The sequence below is a fragment of the Panacagrimonas perspica genome (genome assembly GCF_004364935.1).
Classification (GTDB): domain Bacteria; phylum Pseudomonadota; class Gammaproteobacteria; order Nevskiales; family Nevskiaceae; genus Panacagrimonas; species Panacagrimonas perspica.
On record NZ_SOBT01000008.1, the window covers coordinates 1573009 to 1589503 of the forward strand.

Genomic DNA, 16495 nt, shown 5'->3' on the forward strand with positions numbered 1-16495 from the left:
CGACGGTTATTTTCTTCTTTCAACGCTTCCGCCCCTCTAGGAAGGGCACTTCCATGACCTTCTCGTGCACGATCGGACCGTGTCCGAAGAAGCCGCCTTCGCCGAAGCACTCGCCGTGGTCGGCGGTGATGATGAAGTGAGTGTCGACCGGCGCCTTGGCGATCAGCGCATCCAGCACGCCGTCGACGTATTCCACGGTCTTGATCTGCTGCTGATGAAGATCGCGCATCTGCGATTCATCGAAGAAGCGGTCTTCGGTGGCCTGTCCGAGTTCGTCGTCCATGCGCTTGAAGACCCCGTGCACGCCCGAGATGTGCGGCAGTGATCCGGGCGGCAGCATGTAGGGGTAGTGCGTCTCGCCGAGGTTGCAGAACCAGAACTGCGGCTCGTCCTCGTCGAATTCGATCTGTTTGACGATACCGGCGAAATCGTTATGGTCCGGCATCAGCTTGTAATCGTCGAAATGACGATTGAGGTGGCTCGCCGGGTTGAGCACCGGCAGCGAGACACGGGCGGCCGTGCGATATCCGTGGACCTGCAGCACCTTGGGCAGCGACAGCTCGGGCACGAAGCTCTTGAACGACAGCCCGTCGATGCCCAGACGGTCGACCCACTTCTGGAACTCGCCCTTGTAGACCTCCGAGGCGAACACGCCCTGGGGGTTGGTGTGCGGGACCAGGCCCATCAGGTACGTGTAATGCGACGGCGAGGTCCAGGACGCGTAGGAGTAGCGGCGTTCGCCCTGGGCGATGCGGTCCATGTTCGGCGTACGCGCAGCGGCGTAGCTGTCGAAACGGCAGCTGTCGAGGACGAGGAAAACCAGATGACGGGCGCTCATGGAGTCGGTTCAAATTCACAGGCCGGCTGGCCGTTCGACCCTCTCCACGCGGACGTGCGCGGGAAAGCCCCCTCCCGTTCGTTCCGGGCAAGCTGCACTGCGCCCGGGATGACGACGGCAATCGGTAACGCTAACGCCTGAAATAAAGTTGAAATTATACCGTACACGTCGCCCCCCCGGCCCATGATTCATGGTGCACGAAGCCTGCCGTCCGATTCATGATTCGAGGCACCGGTGACGGTGCCAATCCCGCCCTTTGGTCGGCAGGCCGTGGTTCCAGACGGCCAATGGCATCGAATTCCGGATCGACGGTCGCCTCGGCTTCCCCCTGCAAAGCACCTCTGACGCCTCGCGCGTTTCTTGCCGGCGACCCCTATTCCGCCGGCTTCACGATCTCGAAATCGACCACGGACCGTCGTACCGATTCGGGAATCGGCATCGTCTTCTGCGTCTTGTAGTCGAACCAGACGACCACGCCCTGTGTACGCGAGTGGCAACGGTCGCCGACGAAGATGGCTCCCTGGGTCTCCATGCTCGACCGGCCGATGCGCGTGATGCGCATGCCGTAGTCAATCTGCGACGGATGACGCAGCTGCTGGAGGAAATCGCAGCAGATGCGCGCCAGGATGAAGTTGGGGCCGGTCAGGCCTGCCGCGGTCTGACGCTCCTCGATGTAGTCGGTACGGGCCTGTTCGTCGTAGGTGATGAACTTGGCGTTGTTGATGTGGCCCATGCTGTCGACGTCGCCCCAGCGCGTGTCGAGCCGGCAGAAATAGCGGAACTCCTCACGGCACGGCGGCGCGGTCATTCCGGGTATTTTCCTTCCGTTTCAAAGGCAAGCTGGCGCCGGGCCGCATCGCCCGCGATCTGGCGCCGGCGCATTTCGCTGGCGGCGGACCACTCGGCAATCTCGCCGATCAGCCGGCCGCAGCCGAAGCAGATCGAGCGCTGGTCGAGCTGGCAGATGCCGACGCAGGGCGACGCGACGGGCTCGCCTTCGGCGGTTGTTTCGTCGCCCACCCGGCCTTTCCTACTGGACGCTGACCTTGAACTCGACGCGACGGTTGGCCACGCGACCTTCTTCGCTGTCGTTGCCGGCCACCGGCTGGGTCTCGCCCATGCCGACGGCCACCAGGCGTTCGGCCGGAACGCCCTTGCCGATCAGGTATTGGCGAACCGCCTCGGCGCGCTGCTGCGACAAGGTCATGTTGTAGCCGTCATTGCCCGCATCGTCGGTGTGCCCGGAAATCTCGACCTTCAGGTTCGCCTGGTTCTTGATCGCCCGCGCGACCTCGTCCAGCGCGATGCGCGACGTCGACAGCAGCACCGCGGAGCCGGTCTGGAAATTGACCGAACGCAGGGTCACCGTCTGCTCCACCAGGCACCCGGTGGCGTCGACCACCATCCCTCCCGTCGAACCCGGGCAGGCGTCGACCGGGTCGAGCACGCCGTCACCATCCGAATCGGTCGCCCCGGCCGTCGTGCAGCCCTTGGCGTCCACCGCCGTGCCGCCGGGCGTTCCGGGGCACTGGTCCTGTCCGTCGGCAACGCCGTCGCGGTCGGAATCGGCGAAGCAGTCGACCCGGCCGCTGACCGGATCCACGACGCGGGTCGGGCACTCCGGCGCGGCTTCCACCGGAGGCGGGGAGGACTCGTGATCGAACGGGATCTGCAGACCCAGGCGGAGCTGGAAGTCGAGCAGGTAGTCCTCGTCGGGCACGGATTCGTCGTTGAGCTGAGCCTGCGCCACCGCTTCGGCACGCACCGCCCAGCCCCAGTTCAGCAGCGGAAATATCGCGCCCAGGCCGCCATCCACGCCGAAATGCACGTGATCCTCGCCGCGGACGTCTTCCTGGATGGCGCCCACACCGACCAGCACGAAGGGCTTGGCGTCGAGCGGCAGGTCGGTCAGGCCCAGGTCGCGGACCCAGTTCGCGAAGATCGCACGCTGCTTGTCGTCGCGGCCGTCTGCCTTGCGCTCGCGCTCGATGGCGCGGAACGAAAACTCCATGGACTCCCCCTCGCGATCGAGGAACGGCATCCCGATGCCGAGGTTCAGGCCCAGGCCGTCCTTGGAATCACGCTGCGAGTCGCCCAGCTCGTAGACCGCGCCGCCATATCCGTAGACACCTTCGTAGCCGTCGATGTGGATGGCGGACGCCGCTGCCGACCACACCAGCCCTACTACGAGGCCCCACGCATTTCTCAGGGTCCTTCCCATGGCTTCCCGTCGCAATCTGTCTTTTCGTAATAGCGCGACTGTACCGGCCACGCTGCAGCGCAGCAATCCAAACGGATCAATGGTCCGACAGCGCAGCGGCGCATCGATGGACCAGTGCAGGTCCCTCGTAGATGAAGCCCGAGTAGATCTGGACCAGATTCGCGCCGGCCTTGATCTTGGACTTGGCGTCCTCCGCCGATCCGATGCCCCCGACCCCGACCAGGACGAAATCGGTCCCCACCTTCGCCCGAAGAGCCGACAGCGTCGCGTCGGCCAGCGGACGGAGCAGCCGTCCGGACAGCCCCCCGGCCTGCGAAGCGAGCGGATGCGCCTCCAGACCCGGACGCGTGATGGTCGTATTGGTGGCGATCAGGCCGTCGACGCCGTGCTTGCGCGCCGCGACCGCCACGGACTCGATCTGCGCCTCGCCGATGTCCGGCGCGATCTTCACCAGCATCGGAACCCGCCGCCCGTCGCGCTGTGCCAGCGCCTCGCGCTCGGAGGCGAGCGTGCCGAGCAGCTGGTCGAGCTTCTGTTCGTCCTGCAGATCACGCAGGTTCTTGGTGTTGGGCGACGAGATGTTCACCGTGATGTAGCCGGCCAGCGGGTGCACCTTGCGCAGGCAGGCCACGTAGTCATCGGCGGCCTGTTCGATCGGCGTATCGGCGTTCTTGCCGATGTTGATGCCGAGCACCCCGCGATAGCGGCTTTCGCGGACGCGCTCGACGAGGTAGTCGACGCCCTTGTTGTTGAACCCCAGGCGGTTGATCAGCGAGCGATGCTCCGGCAGCCGGAACATGCGGGGCCGCGGATTGCCGGGCTGCGGGCGCGGGGTCACGGTGCCGATCTCGACGAATCCGAACCCGAGGCGCGACCAGGCCTCGAGGCACTCACCGTTCTTGTCCAGGCCCGCCGCCAGACCCACGCGATTGCGGAAGTGCAGCCCGAGCAGTTCCACCGGGTCGTCGACGGCCGAACCGGCGAACGGTGCCGTTGCCAGCTTCGGAAAGCGACTGAAGCTGTGCAGGGTCAGCTCGTGCGCCGTCTCCGCGTCGAGGCGAAACAGGGCACTGCGGGCGATTCGATACAGCCGGCTCATACGATGCGGGAGGCAGGCCGCGGCGCAGCCGGCGGCAGGATGATGGGTTGGGCCGCAGGCTTGCCGATGGGTCGGGCCTGCGCCCGCGGCGGCGGCGTCAGTCGTTTCTTCACGAAACCCGGCAACGGCAAAACACGCGCCAGGCGGCTGCGCCACGAACTGACCTCGTGGTGCAGCACGTCTTGCGTGACGTTGATCGGCAGGCGCAGGAAGGAGCGCACGACATCCCGCAGCATCAGGCGCTTCGAGGTGTCCTCGTACAGCGAGCCCAGGCTGCCGGCGGCGGCGAACAGCGCACGCGACAGGTGCAGGTAGTCGCGCTTGAGCACGACGCCGATCTGCTGGGTGTTCGACATCAGGTGGAGCACGGTCTGGCCGCGACGGTGCAGGCCCTCGAGCCCGCCCCTGCGCAACTCGACCAGGAAATTCATCGCCGTCAGCGGCGTCACGCCCTTCTTCATCAGCGTCTCGTCGAGCGTCGCCTTGATCTGTTCCCAGCGCTTGGCGTTCTCCTCGGGCTGCGTGGACATCGCCACCAGCGAGTCCGCGATCATCGACGTGTCGGCAAGAATCGCGGCGACGAGGTAATTCCAGACCGGACCGACCTTGCCCTCGAGCTGCACGACGTTGCCCCAGTCGATCAGGTGCAGGCCGCCGTCGGAACCGACCATCACGTTGCCCGGGTGAAGGTCGCCGTGGATCTCGTTGTAGACGAAGACGTGCTGCAGCACTGCGTACAGCAGGCGCTCGGAGACCTGTGACTGGAAGCGGCGTCGATCCCGCTTGGACATGCGGCCGAGCGCGCGCGTCAAGCTAGCCGCGTCCGACAGGTATTCCATTTCCAGGATGCGATGCGAGTGCCCGTACAGCTCCGGCACCTTCCACTGGCGCGTGCCCAGGCTGCGCTCGTAGAAACGCAGGTGGTTCTGCGCCTCGGCTTCGAAATCGAGTTCCTCGACGAAGCCGGCGACGAATTCGTCGACCTGCTCCTGCATCGCCCGCAGGAACGGCGTGAGCTTCGAATGCGGCGCCCAATACTGCGAGGACATGATCGCCAAGCCGAGCACCATCTTGCCGATGGCGAACTCGCGGTCGATGTTGTGGCGACCCACCTTGATGACGACCGGCTTCAACACTTCGCGCCCGTCCTCCATGAAAGGCTTCTTCGCGAAGTAGACGCTGCCGATCGAACCGGACTTCACCGGCTTCGACGGATCGAAATCGAGGAAGAGCTGGTGCGGCGGCTTGCCGTAGCACTCCATGAACGCCGCCAGTACCTCGTCCTCGCCCATCGCTGGCACGTCTTCATGGAAGACGGCGAGTTCCCGTGCGATCTCGTCGGGCAGGAACTCGGCGTTGGCGGCGGCGATCTGGGCCATCTTCACGAAGAAGGGGCCGAACTCGCCCACCATCTGCGCCACGATCTTGGCCTGCGCCGAGAAATCCCGCGGATCGGTCTGGAAGAAAGGCCGGATGTAGCGCAGCGCCTTGATCTGGCGGCGCATGATCGCGAGATCCTGGCGCACGATGCCGGCGCGCCGCATGACCTCGCGCACCTGCCATTCGTTGAAACGCCGGCCCGCCTTGAGGACGTTGACGACCTCCACCAGCAGCGGCTCGTAGGTGCGCAACACCAGCCGGACCATGTCCACCGTCAGCTCGCCCAGGCCCTTGAGTTCGGGCGAGGCGAACAGTTCGTCGAAGAAGTCCCAGAACTCGTTGACCAGGGCCTCGGGAATCGGCACCGGACTGCGCGACAGCACCTGGTCGACGATGTAGCGGATCAGCTCCTCGGTGGATTCCTCGTTCGGAATCAGCCCGCGTCCGCGAAGGTAGGACGTCAGCCGTCCGGTGCCCTTCATCAACGGATGCCGGTAGAAGCCCTCCACCGCCCTGTCGATGGCAAGGGCGAGTTCTTCGCGCGTGACGTCGTTTTCCGCCGTGATCAGCTTGACCAGCGATCCGAATCCGCGGGTCAGCTTGTAGGTCGACACCGAGAAGCGGCTGATCTCGTAGAAAACCCCACCCTTCTTGCGCGACGCCGGGGGCTGGCCCGCCGAGGCGGTCAGCGCGTCGACCTCCGGCGCGGGAGCTTGTCCATCCGCCGCTGGCTCGTCTGCGGACGCACGCGATGCGACTGCGCTCGCCTTTGCGTGCGGGGCAGCCGGACGGCGTGATTTCACGGAAGCGTCAGCCAGTGCCCGAGCTTGTCGGCCTTGGCTCGCAGATACGCTTCGTTGTGCGGATTGCGGCCGGATTGCAACGGAACGCGCTCGACGATCTCGATGCCGTCGCGCACCAGCGCGTCGTGCTTGCGCGGGTTGTTGGTCATCAGGCGGATGCGGGCCAGTCCAAGCTCCTTGAGGAGCTGCACCGCGAGGTCGTACTCGCGAGCATCGGCCGGGAACCCCAGCTGATGATTGGCCTCGACGGTATCGCTGCCCTGGTCCTGCAGCGCGTAGGCGCGGATCTTGTTGCCCAGCCCGATGCCACGCCCTTCCTGCTTCAGATACAGCACGGCGCCGCATCCCGCCTTGGCGATCGCCGCGAGCGCCGCTTCGAGCTGGAAACCGCAGTCACAGCGCAGCGAGAACAACGCATCGCCCGTCAGACACTCGGAATGGATGCGAACCAGGGGTGCGTCGCCGGTCTCGAGATCGCCGAGAGCCATGACCACGTGCTCCTTGCCGTCGGCAGAGCCGAACACTTGCACGCGAAATTCGGCGAATGGCGTCGGCAGTCGTGCCTCGGCGATGCGTTGCAGCACGCTCATGATGGGAATTTAGGGAGGGTTCAGACGTTCAGTTCGAGAATTTTAGGCGAGTTACGACCCGAGCGCCCTGCACCCTCGGACATCGCGGCGGTCGGCGGCGGCGGCCGACCACCGCGATGCGGCTCATGCCGGTGCCAAAAACTCAGGCGCCGATGAAACTCTGACCGCACACCCGCAGGGTCTGTCCGTTGACGCCGGTGGACAGCGACGAGGCGAAGAACGTCACCGCTTCCGCGATATCGATCGGCAGTCCGCCCTGCGACAGCGAATTGAGGCGGCGACCGACTTCGCGATTCATCAACGGCATTGCGGCCGTCATCTGGGTCTCGATGAAGCCGGGCGCCACCGCGTTGATCGCGCCACCCCGCTTCGCGAATTCCGGCGCCAGCGCATCGACGTAGCCGATGATGCCGGCCTTCGTCGCACCGTAATTCGTCTGGCCGACGTTGCCGGCGATGCCACCGATCGACGAGATGCACACGACCCGCGCGCCCGGCTTGAAGCCGTCGCCCGCCAGACGCTCGTTGATGCGCATGATCGAACCCAGGTTGATGTCGAGCACCATGTCCCAGAGGTGCGGCGCCATGTTGCGCAACATCTTGTCGCGCGTGACCCCGGCGTTGTGGACGATGACATCGAGCGGGCCGCACTCCGACAGGATGCGATCGCCAGCGTCCTTCGCGGTGACGTCCAGCGCCAGCCCGCGGCCGCCGATGCGGCCCATCGTCTCGCCGAGCGCACCTTCTTCCTGCGGACGATCCATGCCGATGACCTGCGCGCCCTCGCGCGCCAGTGTCTGGGCAATCGATGCGCCGATGCCGCGCGCCGCGCCAGTGACCAGCGCGAGCTTGCCGGCTAGCTGCCCCGAGTAGGCCTTCGCCACCAGCTGCGACGCCCCCACCTCGAGCACCTGTCCGGTCACGAATGCGGAGTGCTCGCTCAGGAAGAAGCGAAGCACGCCGGCGAGATTCGTCTCGCCGCCGCCGGCGACCACGAGCAGATTCACCGTCGATCCCTTGCGGCCGATCTCCTTGCCGAGCGATCGCACGAAACCGCGCAGCGCCGCCGCCGCGGTGCGCTCGCCGACGGAGCCGTCCGAACCCAAGGCCCGGGTGATGACGATCACGCGGCCATGCGCCGACAGCCGCGACACCCGCGGCTGCATGAAGTCGTACAGCGTGCGCAGGCCGCCCGCGGAATCGATGCCACTGGCATCGAACACCAGTGCATTCGGCGAAAAGCCCTCGCCGGAGTCGCCCTTCAGCACCAGTCCTTGCTCGTGGGCCGCCGCCTTCACTGGCGCCAGGCCCCCATGATCGGGCGCAACGAACAGTTCAGCTCCGGTTCCGCCTAACGCGCCGACTATCGGGTTGGCCATCGTGGCCGTCGGCGCCGTGCCGACCATCACCGCCCGACCTGCGAGCGGTTGCTCGGCGTAACCGCCGGTGGCGCGCCGCAGACGCGGAGGCGAAGGAAGACCGAGCAGACCGGACAACTGCTTGCCGAACGCGGTTTGCGAAAACTCGAGGAAGCGATCGCTCATCGATGAACCTGATGTGGTGAATGAAAGAAATTTCGTCGCGGCCTGGAGTGCCTGCGGCGGGATCGCGGAGCTTAAGTAGCGGCATTGAGGGTGCGCACTGACAAGAGCGCCGAACGTTGACGTCCGGCCAGCCCCTGCCGGATAGTTCCCAGCTGTTGCTGCCTGTTTGATGGAGAACGGGCATGACAATTGATGCACAGAAATACACAAACATTCGATTCTTTTAGATTGGGAGAGCGGTGATGACTTCGAAGGCCCTGGTCCTTGCGGCCGCAACCACCGGCGTGGCCGTCGTCACGATGGTCGCGCTGAATCTGGTTGCGCCGATTTCGCATGCTGCAGAAACGCACGGAAATACGTCGGGCGTCACCGCGGATCAGGTCTTCGCCGCCTCGATCTCCGAACCGGGCGCTTCGTCCCCCGCAGCGCAGCCGATGGAAGTCGCCGCACTGACTGACGCAGCGCCTGCCGCGGAAGCGGCACCCGCAGCCGCGCCGGCCGAAGCACCCGCCTCCTCGCCCGCTCCTTCGACGGCTGCCGTCGGCGGTGGCTCATGCGCGATGGGAACCAGCTCCGGTGGACCGGTGATCGTCGCGGCCGCAGGCGCTCCGGCCGCAAGTGCCGAATCGTCCTCGCAGCCGATGGAAGTGGCCCAGGCCACGCCGGCGCCTGAAGCTGCCGCTGCCCAGACGCCGGCCGAACCCGTGGCCGATGCCTCGTCCATGAGTTCCCCTGCGCCCGCCGCATCCGCTCCCACCGAAGCGGCCGGTGCCTGCTCCACGGGCATCGTGGATCCGAACCAGACCCCGGTCGTCGTGAAGGCCGGTGGCTATCCGGGCGATGCCTCGGCGCCCGCCGCGCCCACCGATATCGCGACGGCCGAGAACCAGGACGCGGCCGCCGCCGCTGCGATGCCGGAACCGGCCGCGCCGGTAGAATCCGCTCCGCCGCCGGCTCCGGAACCCGCGCCGGCTCCTGAGCCCGCCGCCGAACCGGCACCTGCGCCTGCTGCTGCAGCCGCCCCGGCGCCCAAGACCGAAGCCCCCAAGCCCGCGAAGCCGAAGTCGGATGCACCGGCCAAGCCTGCCAAGTCCGCCGCACCCAAGAAGGCACCGGCCGAGGCCAAGGTCGCCTGGTGGCCCGCCAAGGCCGACGGCAAGCTCAATGTCGTGTACGCCGGTGAAGCCAGCTTCACGAAGGCCATCGTGGTCCTGCTCGACGGACAGTTCGACAACGCCGACAGCGCCGACCAACACATCAAGGTGACGCCCAAGAAGGGCGGAGCCGTCAACGGCAAGTGGCTCGTGGCCAAGGGCAACCCGTCGATGCTGCTGCTCAACGTCGATCCGGGCCTGTACACGGTCGAGATCGGGTCGGGCCTGACGGACAAGGGCGGACGCGCAGTCAGCGCCGCCTCCAAGGGCTCCGTGTTCGTCAACTGACACGGCGCCCCTCAGGCCCGCCCACACGCCTACCGATGGCCACGACGCTGTTCGATCTTTCGGGCCGCGTCGCGCTCATCACGGGCGCGTCGCGCGGCATCGGTGAAGCCACGGCGCGCCTGCTGGCCGAACAAGGCGCGCACGTGGTCATCTCCAGCCGCAAGCAGGAGGACCTGGACGTGGTCGCCGCCAGCATCGAGGCGGCGGGCGGCAAGGCCACCGCCATCGCCGCGCACCAGGGCGACTCGGCAGCACTCAAGCATCTGATGGACCGCGTCACCGGCGAGATCGGACGCCTCGACATCCTGGTGAACAACGCGGCGACCAACCCCTACTTCGGACATATCTCCGATACCGACATGGGAATGGTCGACAAGACGTTGCAGGTCAACATCAAGGGCTACTTCGAGTTGTCCGCCCTCGCCTCCAAGGTGATGCGTGCGCAGGGCGGCGGCGCGATCGTCAACATCGCGAGCATCAACGGCGAGAAGCCGGCCCTGTTCCAGGGCATCTATTCGATCACCAAGGCTGCGGTCATCAACATGACGCAGGCCTTCGCCCGCGAATGCGGCCCGTGGAAGGTTCGCGTCAACGCGGTGCTGCCGGGGCTGACCGATACCAAGTTCGCATCGGCGCTGACCAAGAACGAACCGATCCGCAAATCCTTCACCGACCAGCTCCCGCTGCAGCGCATGGCGCAGCCGCAGGAGATCGCGCCCGCCGTGTTGTATCTGGCCAGCGACGCGGCCAGCTACGTCACCGGCACCACGCTGGTCGTCGACGGCGGCTACCTCGCCTAGCCGTCCGATCGCCCCTGATTTCGGGGCGATCCGTGTCGATGAACCATTCGAGCCGGCCGTACTCCAAGCGGCGTAAACTGGCGCGCGCTCCCGATTTCTCTCCCATGCTCCGAACCTTCGCACCGCTCGTCGTGACCGCGGGCCTGATCACCAGTGCATGGGGTGCCGCGCGCGCGCAGGACACTGTCATGTCCCGCCCGCCGAACGTCGTGGAGCTGCCGGAGTCGTCGACGCACGACCTCGACCTGCCACAGATCGGCAACCCGGCGGACACGGCGCTGTCGCCGGCCGAGGAAGCCCGACTCGGCGCTCGCGTCGTCTCCCAGCTGTACGCCTACGAGTACCTGCTGGAAGACCCGCAGATCACGGATTACCTGACCGCGACCGGCTGGAAACTTGCAGCGGCCAGCGGCGCACGGCCGCCGAAGCTCGAGTTCTTCATGGTCAAGGACCCGCGCATCAACGCCTTCGCGTTGCCCGGCGGCTTCATGGGCTTCAACGCCGGCCTGCTGACCGCCAGCAGCACCGAAAGCGAACTGGCCGGCGTCATGGCGCACGAGCTTGCGCACGTCACGCAGCGTCACATCGCCCGTAGCGCGGCCGAGAGCGGCGGCGTGGCGTCGATCGCAACCTGGCTCGCGGTACTCGCCGCGATCATTGCGGGCTCGGCCAATCCGGACATCGTGCTAGCCGCGCTGGCGGCTGGACAGGGGCTGGCCTATCAGCGGCAGGTTTCGTTCACGCGCGCGCACGAACTCGAGGCCGACCGCATCGGCATCCGGACCTTGTCGGAAGCCGGGTTCAATCCCGAGGGCATGGCTGCGTTCTTCCAGAAGCTCGAACAGCAATCGCGCCTGTACGGCAACGGCATGCCGGAGATCCTGCGCACGCACCCGGTCAACACCACGCGCGTTTCGGAAGCCCGTGCCCGCGCCGCGTCGATGCCGAAGAACGATGCGCCCGACTCGATCGAATACGGCCTCATGAAAGCGCGTACGCAGGTGTTCGCGTCGCGCCAGCCCAGCGATGCCGTCGACGCCTACGCAGCGCTCATCGCGGCGGGTCACGACACCGCGCCGTACCGCTACGGCCTGGCGTTTGCGCAGCACGAGCTCGGGCAGAACGACAAGGCCATGGCCACGCTCAAGCCCGTGCTCGACAAGTATCCGCGGCAACCCAATGTCGGCCTGCTGCAGGCGGCCATCCTCAGCGACGGCAAGGATCCGGCCAGTGGGCTGGTCGCCTACGAGAGCACGCTGCAGGCCAATCCCCGATTCGCCCCGGCGATCCTCGAGTACGCCGAAGCCTTGATCCACGCCGGCAAACCCGAGCAGGCGCGTGAGATCCTGGTGTCGCACGAGCAGGCCTTCGGCACGCGTCTGGATACGTATCGCCTGCTCGCACAGGCCGCTCGCGAGGTCGACAACAACGCCGAGGCGAGTTACCAGATGGCGAACTACCTCTATCTGCGGGGCGACGCCGGTGGCGCGCTGTCGCAGCTCGACGCCGGTCTGCGCATCGCGAGCCTCAGCCCGCAGGATCGTGCGCGCCTGAGTGCGCGACGTGCCGAGGTCCGTGAGGCGCTGCCGCGGAATTACGATCCCGAAGAGCGCGTCCGCCGGCGCCGGTAGCGATTGTTCTCAGGCTTTCGCGTCGAGAATCCTTCGAGCGGCCTCGCGCGCCGATCCCGGCGCCAGCGTGATGCCGAGCCGGTGATGCCCGCTGTTCACGAACAGTCCGCGCCGCTCTTCGCTCCAGCCGATCACCGGCGCCCTGCCCTGCGGAGCCGGGCGCAAGCCGGCCCAGTGCGCGATCACCGGCCGATCGGCCAGGGCGGGCGCCATCTGGCGCAGGCTCTTCAGCAGACTGTCGCGTGCGGCATCGGTCGTCGTGTCCGCGAAACCGACGTCTTCGAGCGTGCTGCCAACGAGAACCCGCCCATCGCGGCGCGGAATCAGATAGCGCCCCTCGCGAAGAACGATCGATTGCAGATCTCCCGGCTGCGCCTGCAGCAGCAGCATCTGGCCACGCACCGGACGAATCGGCAGCGCGGCGCCGAGCTGACCACTCCAGGCCCCGGCAGCCACGACGACGACCGCCGCATGGCGTGTTCCCTGCCCGGTCCGTACGCCGACGACCCGTTCGCCGCCCACGAGTTCATGGACGGCTTCGTTCTCGACGCATTCACCGCCGGCGGACCGGAAGGCCTGCAGCAGCGACTGCAGCAGTCGCGGACTGCGGACCTGTGCGACGTCGGGCAACGTCACCACGGGCGCCGATGCCGTTGCGTCACCCGTGATGGACGCCACCCGCAGGCCCCAGGCCTCGGCAGCCTGTGTCCACTGCATGGCGTCGGCCGGCGCCAGCACCTGCACGCCGCTGACGGTGTATTCCGGATCGACCCCGCCCAGGGCCTGGATGCCCGCGCACCAGTCGGCATAACCGGCAAGGCTGTTGCGCAGGATCGGGAGCGTCGCGTCGTCGACGCCGTCCGGCTCCAGCGGCGACAGGATGCCGCCGCCGGCCCACGACGCCGCACCGCGACCGACGGCCGTCCGTTCGAGCACGCAGACCCGCAATCCGGCCCGTCGCAACTCGAGTGCGGTGGACAGCCCGATCACGCCGGCGCCGATGACGAGGACATCGGCCGAACGGGTAGCCTGTGACATGGGCGAACGAAAGGCTGATGCGGAAGAGCAATTATCGACTCGACACCCGGATCACGCGAGACGCGGCCACTGGACCGCGTCGACTCGCCCGTCCATCCGGCCATGGTCGTGCAAAAAAAGGGGACTGATATAAACGCGCCATGACCCGGCACGAAGGATTCACTTTGCTCGAACTGATGGTGACGATCGTGATCGCCTCCATCCTGCTCGCGCTCGCAGTGCCGGAATTCACGCGCTTTGGCCTGGCCTCGGCGCGCGCAAAAGGCGCCACGGAACTGTTCGCCGCGCTCAGCGAAGCGCGTTCCGAGGCCGTGGCCCGCAACGCACCGGTGACCTTGTGCCGCCGCGACTGGTATTCGAGCGCCTCGTTCCCGCAATGCGCCACCAGCGGCGGCACCTGGGCGCAAGGATGGTTGGTCTACCAGGACGCCGATGGCGACTTCTCGGGATCCGAACCGGACAACGCCGCCGACCTGATCTCCGCATACGACCGCGTCGGCCAGACCTCGCCGACCCGCGACAAGGACGCTTTCGCAGTGCTGACGACGCTCGACGACCCGACCCACCTGAGCTTCCAGGCCAATGGGCGCACCGGGCAGCACGTGCAGTTCACGCTCTGCGAGAGCAAGCAGCTGCTCAGCGACGCCCGGCTGATCGACGTCGCGCTCAGTGGCCGCGTCAGCCTGGTTCCGCTCGACAAGGCCTCGCTGCCGGCGGCCTGCCCGTGAACGCGCGCCTGCGTCACGCCAGCGGATTCACGCTGATCGAAGTGCTGATCACGGTGTTCGTCGCCGGCATCGGCCTGCTCGCGGTGGCGGGCCTGCAAGCGATGTCGAAGAAATTCAATTACGACGCCGTGCAGCGCACCAGCGCCAGCGTGCTCGCGCAGTCGATGGTCGAGAGCATGCGCACCAATCCCGGGTATCTGGATTTCTACCTCACCAGCGACGCCTCGTCCGCCGCGTCCGCCGTCGACTGCGGCGCCGCCGGTGCGAAGTGCGCACCCGCCGAACTGGCGGCCTACGACCTGTACCGCTGGAGCCAGTCGCTGGCGGGCGCCGAAGCCAGGATCGACGGCGACAACGCCGGCGGCCTGGTCGACCCGACGGGCTGCATCCAGAAAGGCTCCGTCAGCGGGCTCTACACGGTGGCCGTCGCGTGGCGCGGAATCACCGGCATCGCGCCACCGGCCAACGACGACCCGGCCGACGATCCCGCACGCAATCCCTGCGGCCTCAACCTGCACCGCTATGACGATCCGCGCGAAGCCGGCGAAGACGACCGCATGCGCCGCGTCATCGTCCTGGACGCCTTCGTGGCCGATCCCAATGCGCCCTGAGTCGAAACGCCAGTCGGGCTTCACGCTGATCGAGCTGCTCGTCTCGACGACGCTGGGCCTGCTGCTGCTGGCCGGTATCGCCACGCTGTTCGTGTCGACCAATCGCAGCTATCGCGAGAACGACCTGATCGCCGGCATGCAGGACCAGGCGCGCTTCGCGATGGCGACGATCTCGCGCGATCTGACGATGGCCGGCTACTGGGGCGGCATGCTCGGCACCGGCAACCTGATTCCGAACTTCGAGAACACGTCGACCGACGACGACGACACGAGCGCGGTGCAGGGTCTGCTGCCGGCCCAGGATTGCGGGCCGCCCGACATCGCGTGGAGCTTCCTGGTGTCGTCGGCGGTGGAGTTCCGCAACCAGGACAGCGCAACTCCGATCACCTCGCAGTGGCGTTGCCTGGGCAACGTGCGCGCCGGCACCGACGCACTGGCCATCCGCCACGTCGCCGGACAGACCACCGCGTCGATGGCGCTGGGCGAAAGCGCGGTGACCCTGCGTCCGTACCACTTCTATCTGCAGACCAACGGCACCGCCGGAACGATGATCCGCTGGGGCAACAAGGCCACCGACAATCCGACCGCGCAGCCGCTGGCGCCCAACAGCTTCCAGCGCTACTACCCGCGCATCTACTTCGTCCGGGATTTTTCGCTGACGCCGGGCGACGGCGTCCCCGCGCTCTGCCGCAAGGAGCTCTGCCCGAGCGGCTACGTCGCCGATTCGAACCCGGAGCTGGCGAGCTGCGGAGCCGGCGCTGCCGGCGCGGCCGGGTTCTACTCGGAGTGCATCGCCGAAGGGGTCGAGGATCTGCAGGTCGTCTGGGGTCTGGACGATCCGAGCGACAACGACGACATCGTCGATCGCTACACCGCGACGCCGACGCCGGACGAGGTCAAGACGCAGGCGCGCTCGGTGCAGATCCACCTGCTGGTGCGCTCGCGCCGTTCGGACGCCTCCTACCTCGACGAGAAGACCTATCGCCTCGCCGACAAGGAGCCGTTCATACCCAGCGCCGTCGCCGACGCGGCTGGCACGCCCGCAACGCAGCAGACGCGCCACTTCTTCCGTCGCGCCTACAGCACGACGGTGCAGCTTCGTAACCTCGGCATCCAGGGCGGGACAGGAGTGAAGTGATGAACGAGCCGGCTTCCCTCGCATCGTTCCGCGCGCCGTGCGGATCCACGCAGCGTCAGGCGGGCGCCGCGCTCGCCACGGCGCTGTTCTTCCTGGTCGTCATCACGATCCTCGGGCTGGCCGCGATGAAGGCCGGCCAGACCGATCTGCGCCTCGCACTCAATGAAGAGAGCCGCATCACGGCCGTCCAGAGCGCGCAGTCGCTGCTCGAATCGCTGCTCGAAAGCAGCGCCTCCAACATGGTCGTCCAGCAGGGCTCCGGCTATGTGCAGAACTGCTACATCTCGGGCGAGCTCGACGCCGCTTCGCTGCGCACGCGGCAGAACTTCGACTGCCCGGCGGATCTGAATCCGGTCTCGGTGCTGCCCGACGGCACGCTCAAGCTGCATGCGTACACGATGATCCGGCGCGAGAGCGTCGGTGGCTCCGACTTCGCGCCGGTCTCGGCGTTGCGTCGCGGCGACAGCGGCGAGCGCTTCCGCCTGGCCAGCTTCACGGTGCTGGCGGGTTACGACCGCACCGCGGCCAGTCGTGCAGCCGGGGCCTCCGATTCGGGAAATTTCGGCGCCGCCGAAGTGAGCCAGGGCACCTTCGTCAAAGTCGACACCGTCGACGGCCTGGTGGTGGAGTGAA

15 protein-coding genes and 1 pseudogene are annotated in these 16495 nt (G+C 66.9%); 7 read left to right on the forward strand and 9 right to left on the reverse strand.

What is annotated here, in order from left to right:
* Positions 1 to 19 precede the first annotated feature (19 nt).
* From DFR24_RS07090 to DFR24_RS07125, 8 genes are all read right to left on the reverse strand, one after another.
* Positions 20 to 838 carry a sulfatase-like hydrolase/transferase gene (locus DFR24_RS07090; RefSeq protein WP_133880592.1) on the reverse strand — a complete coding sequence of 273 codons (819 nt, stop codon included), beginning with the start codon at positions 836 to 838 and terminating at the stop codon, positions 20 to 22.
* 373 nt (positions 839 to 1211) lie between these two features.
* Complete coding sequence (locus DFR24_RS07095) at positions 1212 to 1646, reverse strand: acyl-CoA thioesterase (protein ID WP_133880593.1); 435 nt, start codon at positions 1644 to 1646, stop codon at positions 1212 to 1214.
* A complete protein-coding gene (locus DFR24_RS07100; protein ID WP_133880594.1) occupies positions 1643 to 1858 on the reverse strand; it encodes a DUF1289 domain-containing protein in 216 nt (71 codons plus the stop codon). The genes DFR24_RS07095 and DFR24_RS07100 overlap by 4 nt, the downstream gene beginning before the upstream one ends.
* Before the next feature lie 10 nt (positions 1859 to 1868).
* A complete protein-coding gene (locus tag DFR24_RS07105) occupies positions 1869 to 3059 on the reverse strand; it encodes an OmpA family protein (protein ID WP_133880595.1) in 1191 nt (396 codons plus the stop codon).
* Between the two features lie 76 nt (positions 3060 to 3135).
* Positions 3136 to 4158 carry a quinone-dependent dihydroorotate dehydrogenase gene (locus DFR24_RS07110; protein ID WP_133880596.1) on the reverse strand — a complete coding sequence of 341 codons (1023 nt, stop codon included), beginning with the start codon at positions 4156 to 4158 and terminating at the stop codon, positions 3136 to 3138.
* Positions 4155 to 6341 carry an AarF/UbiB family protein gene (locus tag DFR24_RS07115; RefSeq protein WP_246051541.1) on the reverse strand — a complete coding sequence of 729 codons (2187 nt, stop codon included), beginning with the start codon at positions 6339 to 6341 and terminating at the stop codon, positions 4155 to 4157. Before DFR24_RS07115 ends, DFR24_RS07110 begins: the two co-directional genes overlap by 4 nt.
* On the reverse strand, positions 6338 to 6931 hold the full coding sequence (gene ribA, locus DFR24_RS07120) for a GTP cyclohydrolase II (RefSeq protein ID WP_133880597.1): 594 nt from the start codon (positions 6929 to 6931) through the stop codon (positions 6338 to 6340). The genes DFR24_RS07115 and ribA overlap by 4 nt, the downstream gene beginning before the upstream one ends.
* A 142-nt stretch (positions 6932 to 7073) precedes the next feature.
* Positions 7074 to 8474: a 3-oxoacyl-ACP reductase gene (locus DFR24_RS07125; protein WP_133880598.1), complete on the reverse strand. Its 1401-nt coding sequence runs from the start codon at positions 8472 to 8474 to the stop codon at positions 7074 to 7076.
* Positions 8475 to 8716: 242 nt separating this feature from the next.
* Here DFR24_RS07125 and DFR24_RS24710 point away from each other — a divergent pair, with 242 nt between their 5' ends.
* The 3 genes from DFR24_RS24710 to DFR24_RS07140 all read left to right on the forward strand — a co-directional run bounded on the left by DFR24_RS24710 (position 8717) and on the right by DFR24_RS07140 (position 12347).
* The gene (locus DFR24_RS24710) at positions 8717 to 9916 is read left to right on the forward strand and encodes a hypothetical protein (RefSeq protein ID WP_133880599.1); all 1200 of its coding nucleotides are present in this window, start codon (positions 8717 to 8719) and stop codon (positions 9914 to 9916) included.
* 35 nt (positions 9917 to 9951) lie between these two features.
* Entirely contained in the window at positions 9952 to 10716 is a 765-nt protein-coding gene (locus DFR24_RS07135) for an SDR family oxidoreductase (protein ID WP_133880600.1), read from the forward strand.
* A gap of 104 nt (positions 10717 to 10820) precedes the next feature.
* Complete coding sequence (locus tag DFR24_RS07140) at positions 10821 to 12347, forward strand: M48 family metalloprotease (protein WP_246051542.1); 1527 nt, start codon at positions 10821 to 10823, stop codon at positions 12345 to 12347.
* A 9-nt stretch (positions 12348 to 12356) separates the two neighbouring features.
* Here DFR24_RS07140 and DFR24_RS07145 read toward each other — a convergent pair.
* A pseudogene (locus tag DFR24_RS07145) lies at positions 12357 to 13415 on the reverse strand (NAD(P)/FAD-dependent oxidoreductase); the annotation flags it as partial.
* A 110-nt stretch (positions 13416 to 13525) separates the two neighbouring features.
* On the opposite strand from DFR24_RS07145, the gene DFR24_RS07150 reads away from it, so the two are divergent.
* From DFR24_RS07150 to DFR24_RS07165, 4 genes are read left to right on the forward strand one after another with little or no spacing between them, the layout of a single operon-like run.
* Positions 13526 to 14113, forward strand: coding sequence for a GspH/FimT family pseudopilin (locus DFR24_RS07150; RefSeq protein WP_133881508.1), 588 nt, complete (start codon positions 13526 to 13528; stop codon positions 14111 to 14113).
* Positions 14110 to 14724 carry a type IV pilus modification protein PilV gene (gene pilV / locus DFR24_RS07155; RefSeq protein ID WP_162851092.1) on the forward strand — a complete coding sequence of 205 codons (615 nt, stop codon included), beginning with the start codon at positions 14110 to 14112 and terminating at the stop codon, positions 14722 to 14724. Before DFR24_RS07150 ends, pilV begins: the two co-directional genes overlap by 4 nt.
* A complete protein-coding gene (locus tag DFR24_RS07160; RefSeq protein ID WP_162851169.1) occupies positions 14714 to 15862 on the forward strand; it encodes a PilW family protein in 1149 nt (382 codons plus the stop codon). The genes pilV and DFR24_RS07160 overlap by 11 nt, the downstream gene beginning before the upstream one ends.
* Positions 15862 to 16494, forward strand: a complete 633-nt coding sequence (locus tag DFR24_RS07165) for a pilus assembly PilX family protein (protein ID WP_133880604.1) — start codon at positions 15862 to 15864, stop codon at positions 16492 to 16494. The genes DFR24_RS07160 and DFR24_RS07165 overlap by 1 nt, the downstream gene beginning before the upstream one ends.
* The last annotated feature ends 1 nt before the right edge of the window (position 16495 follow it).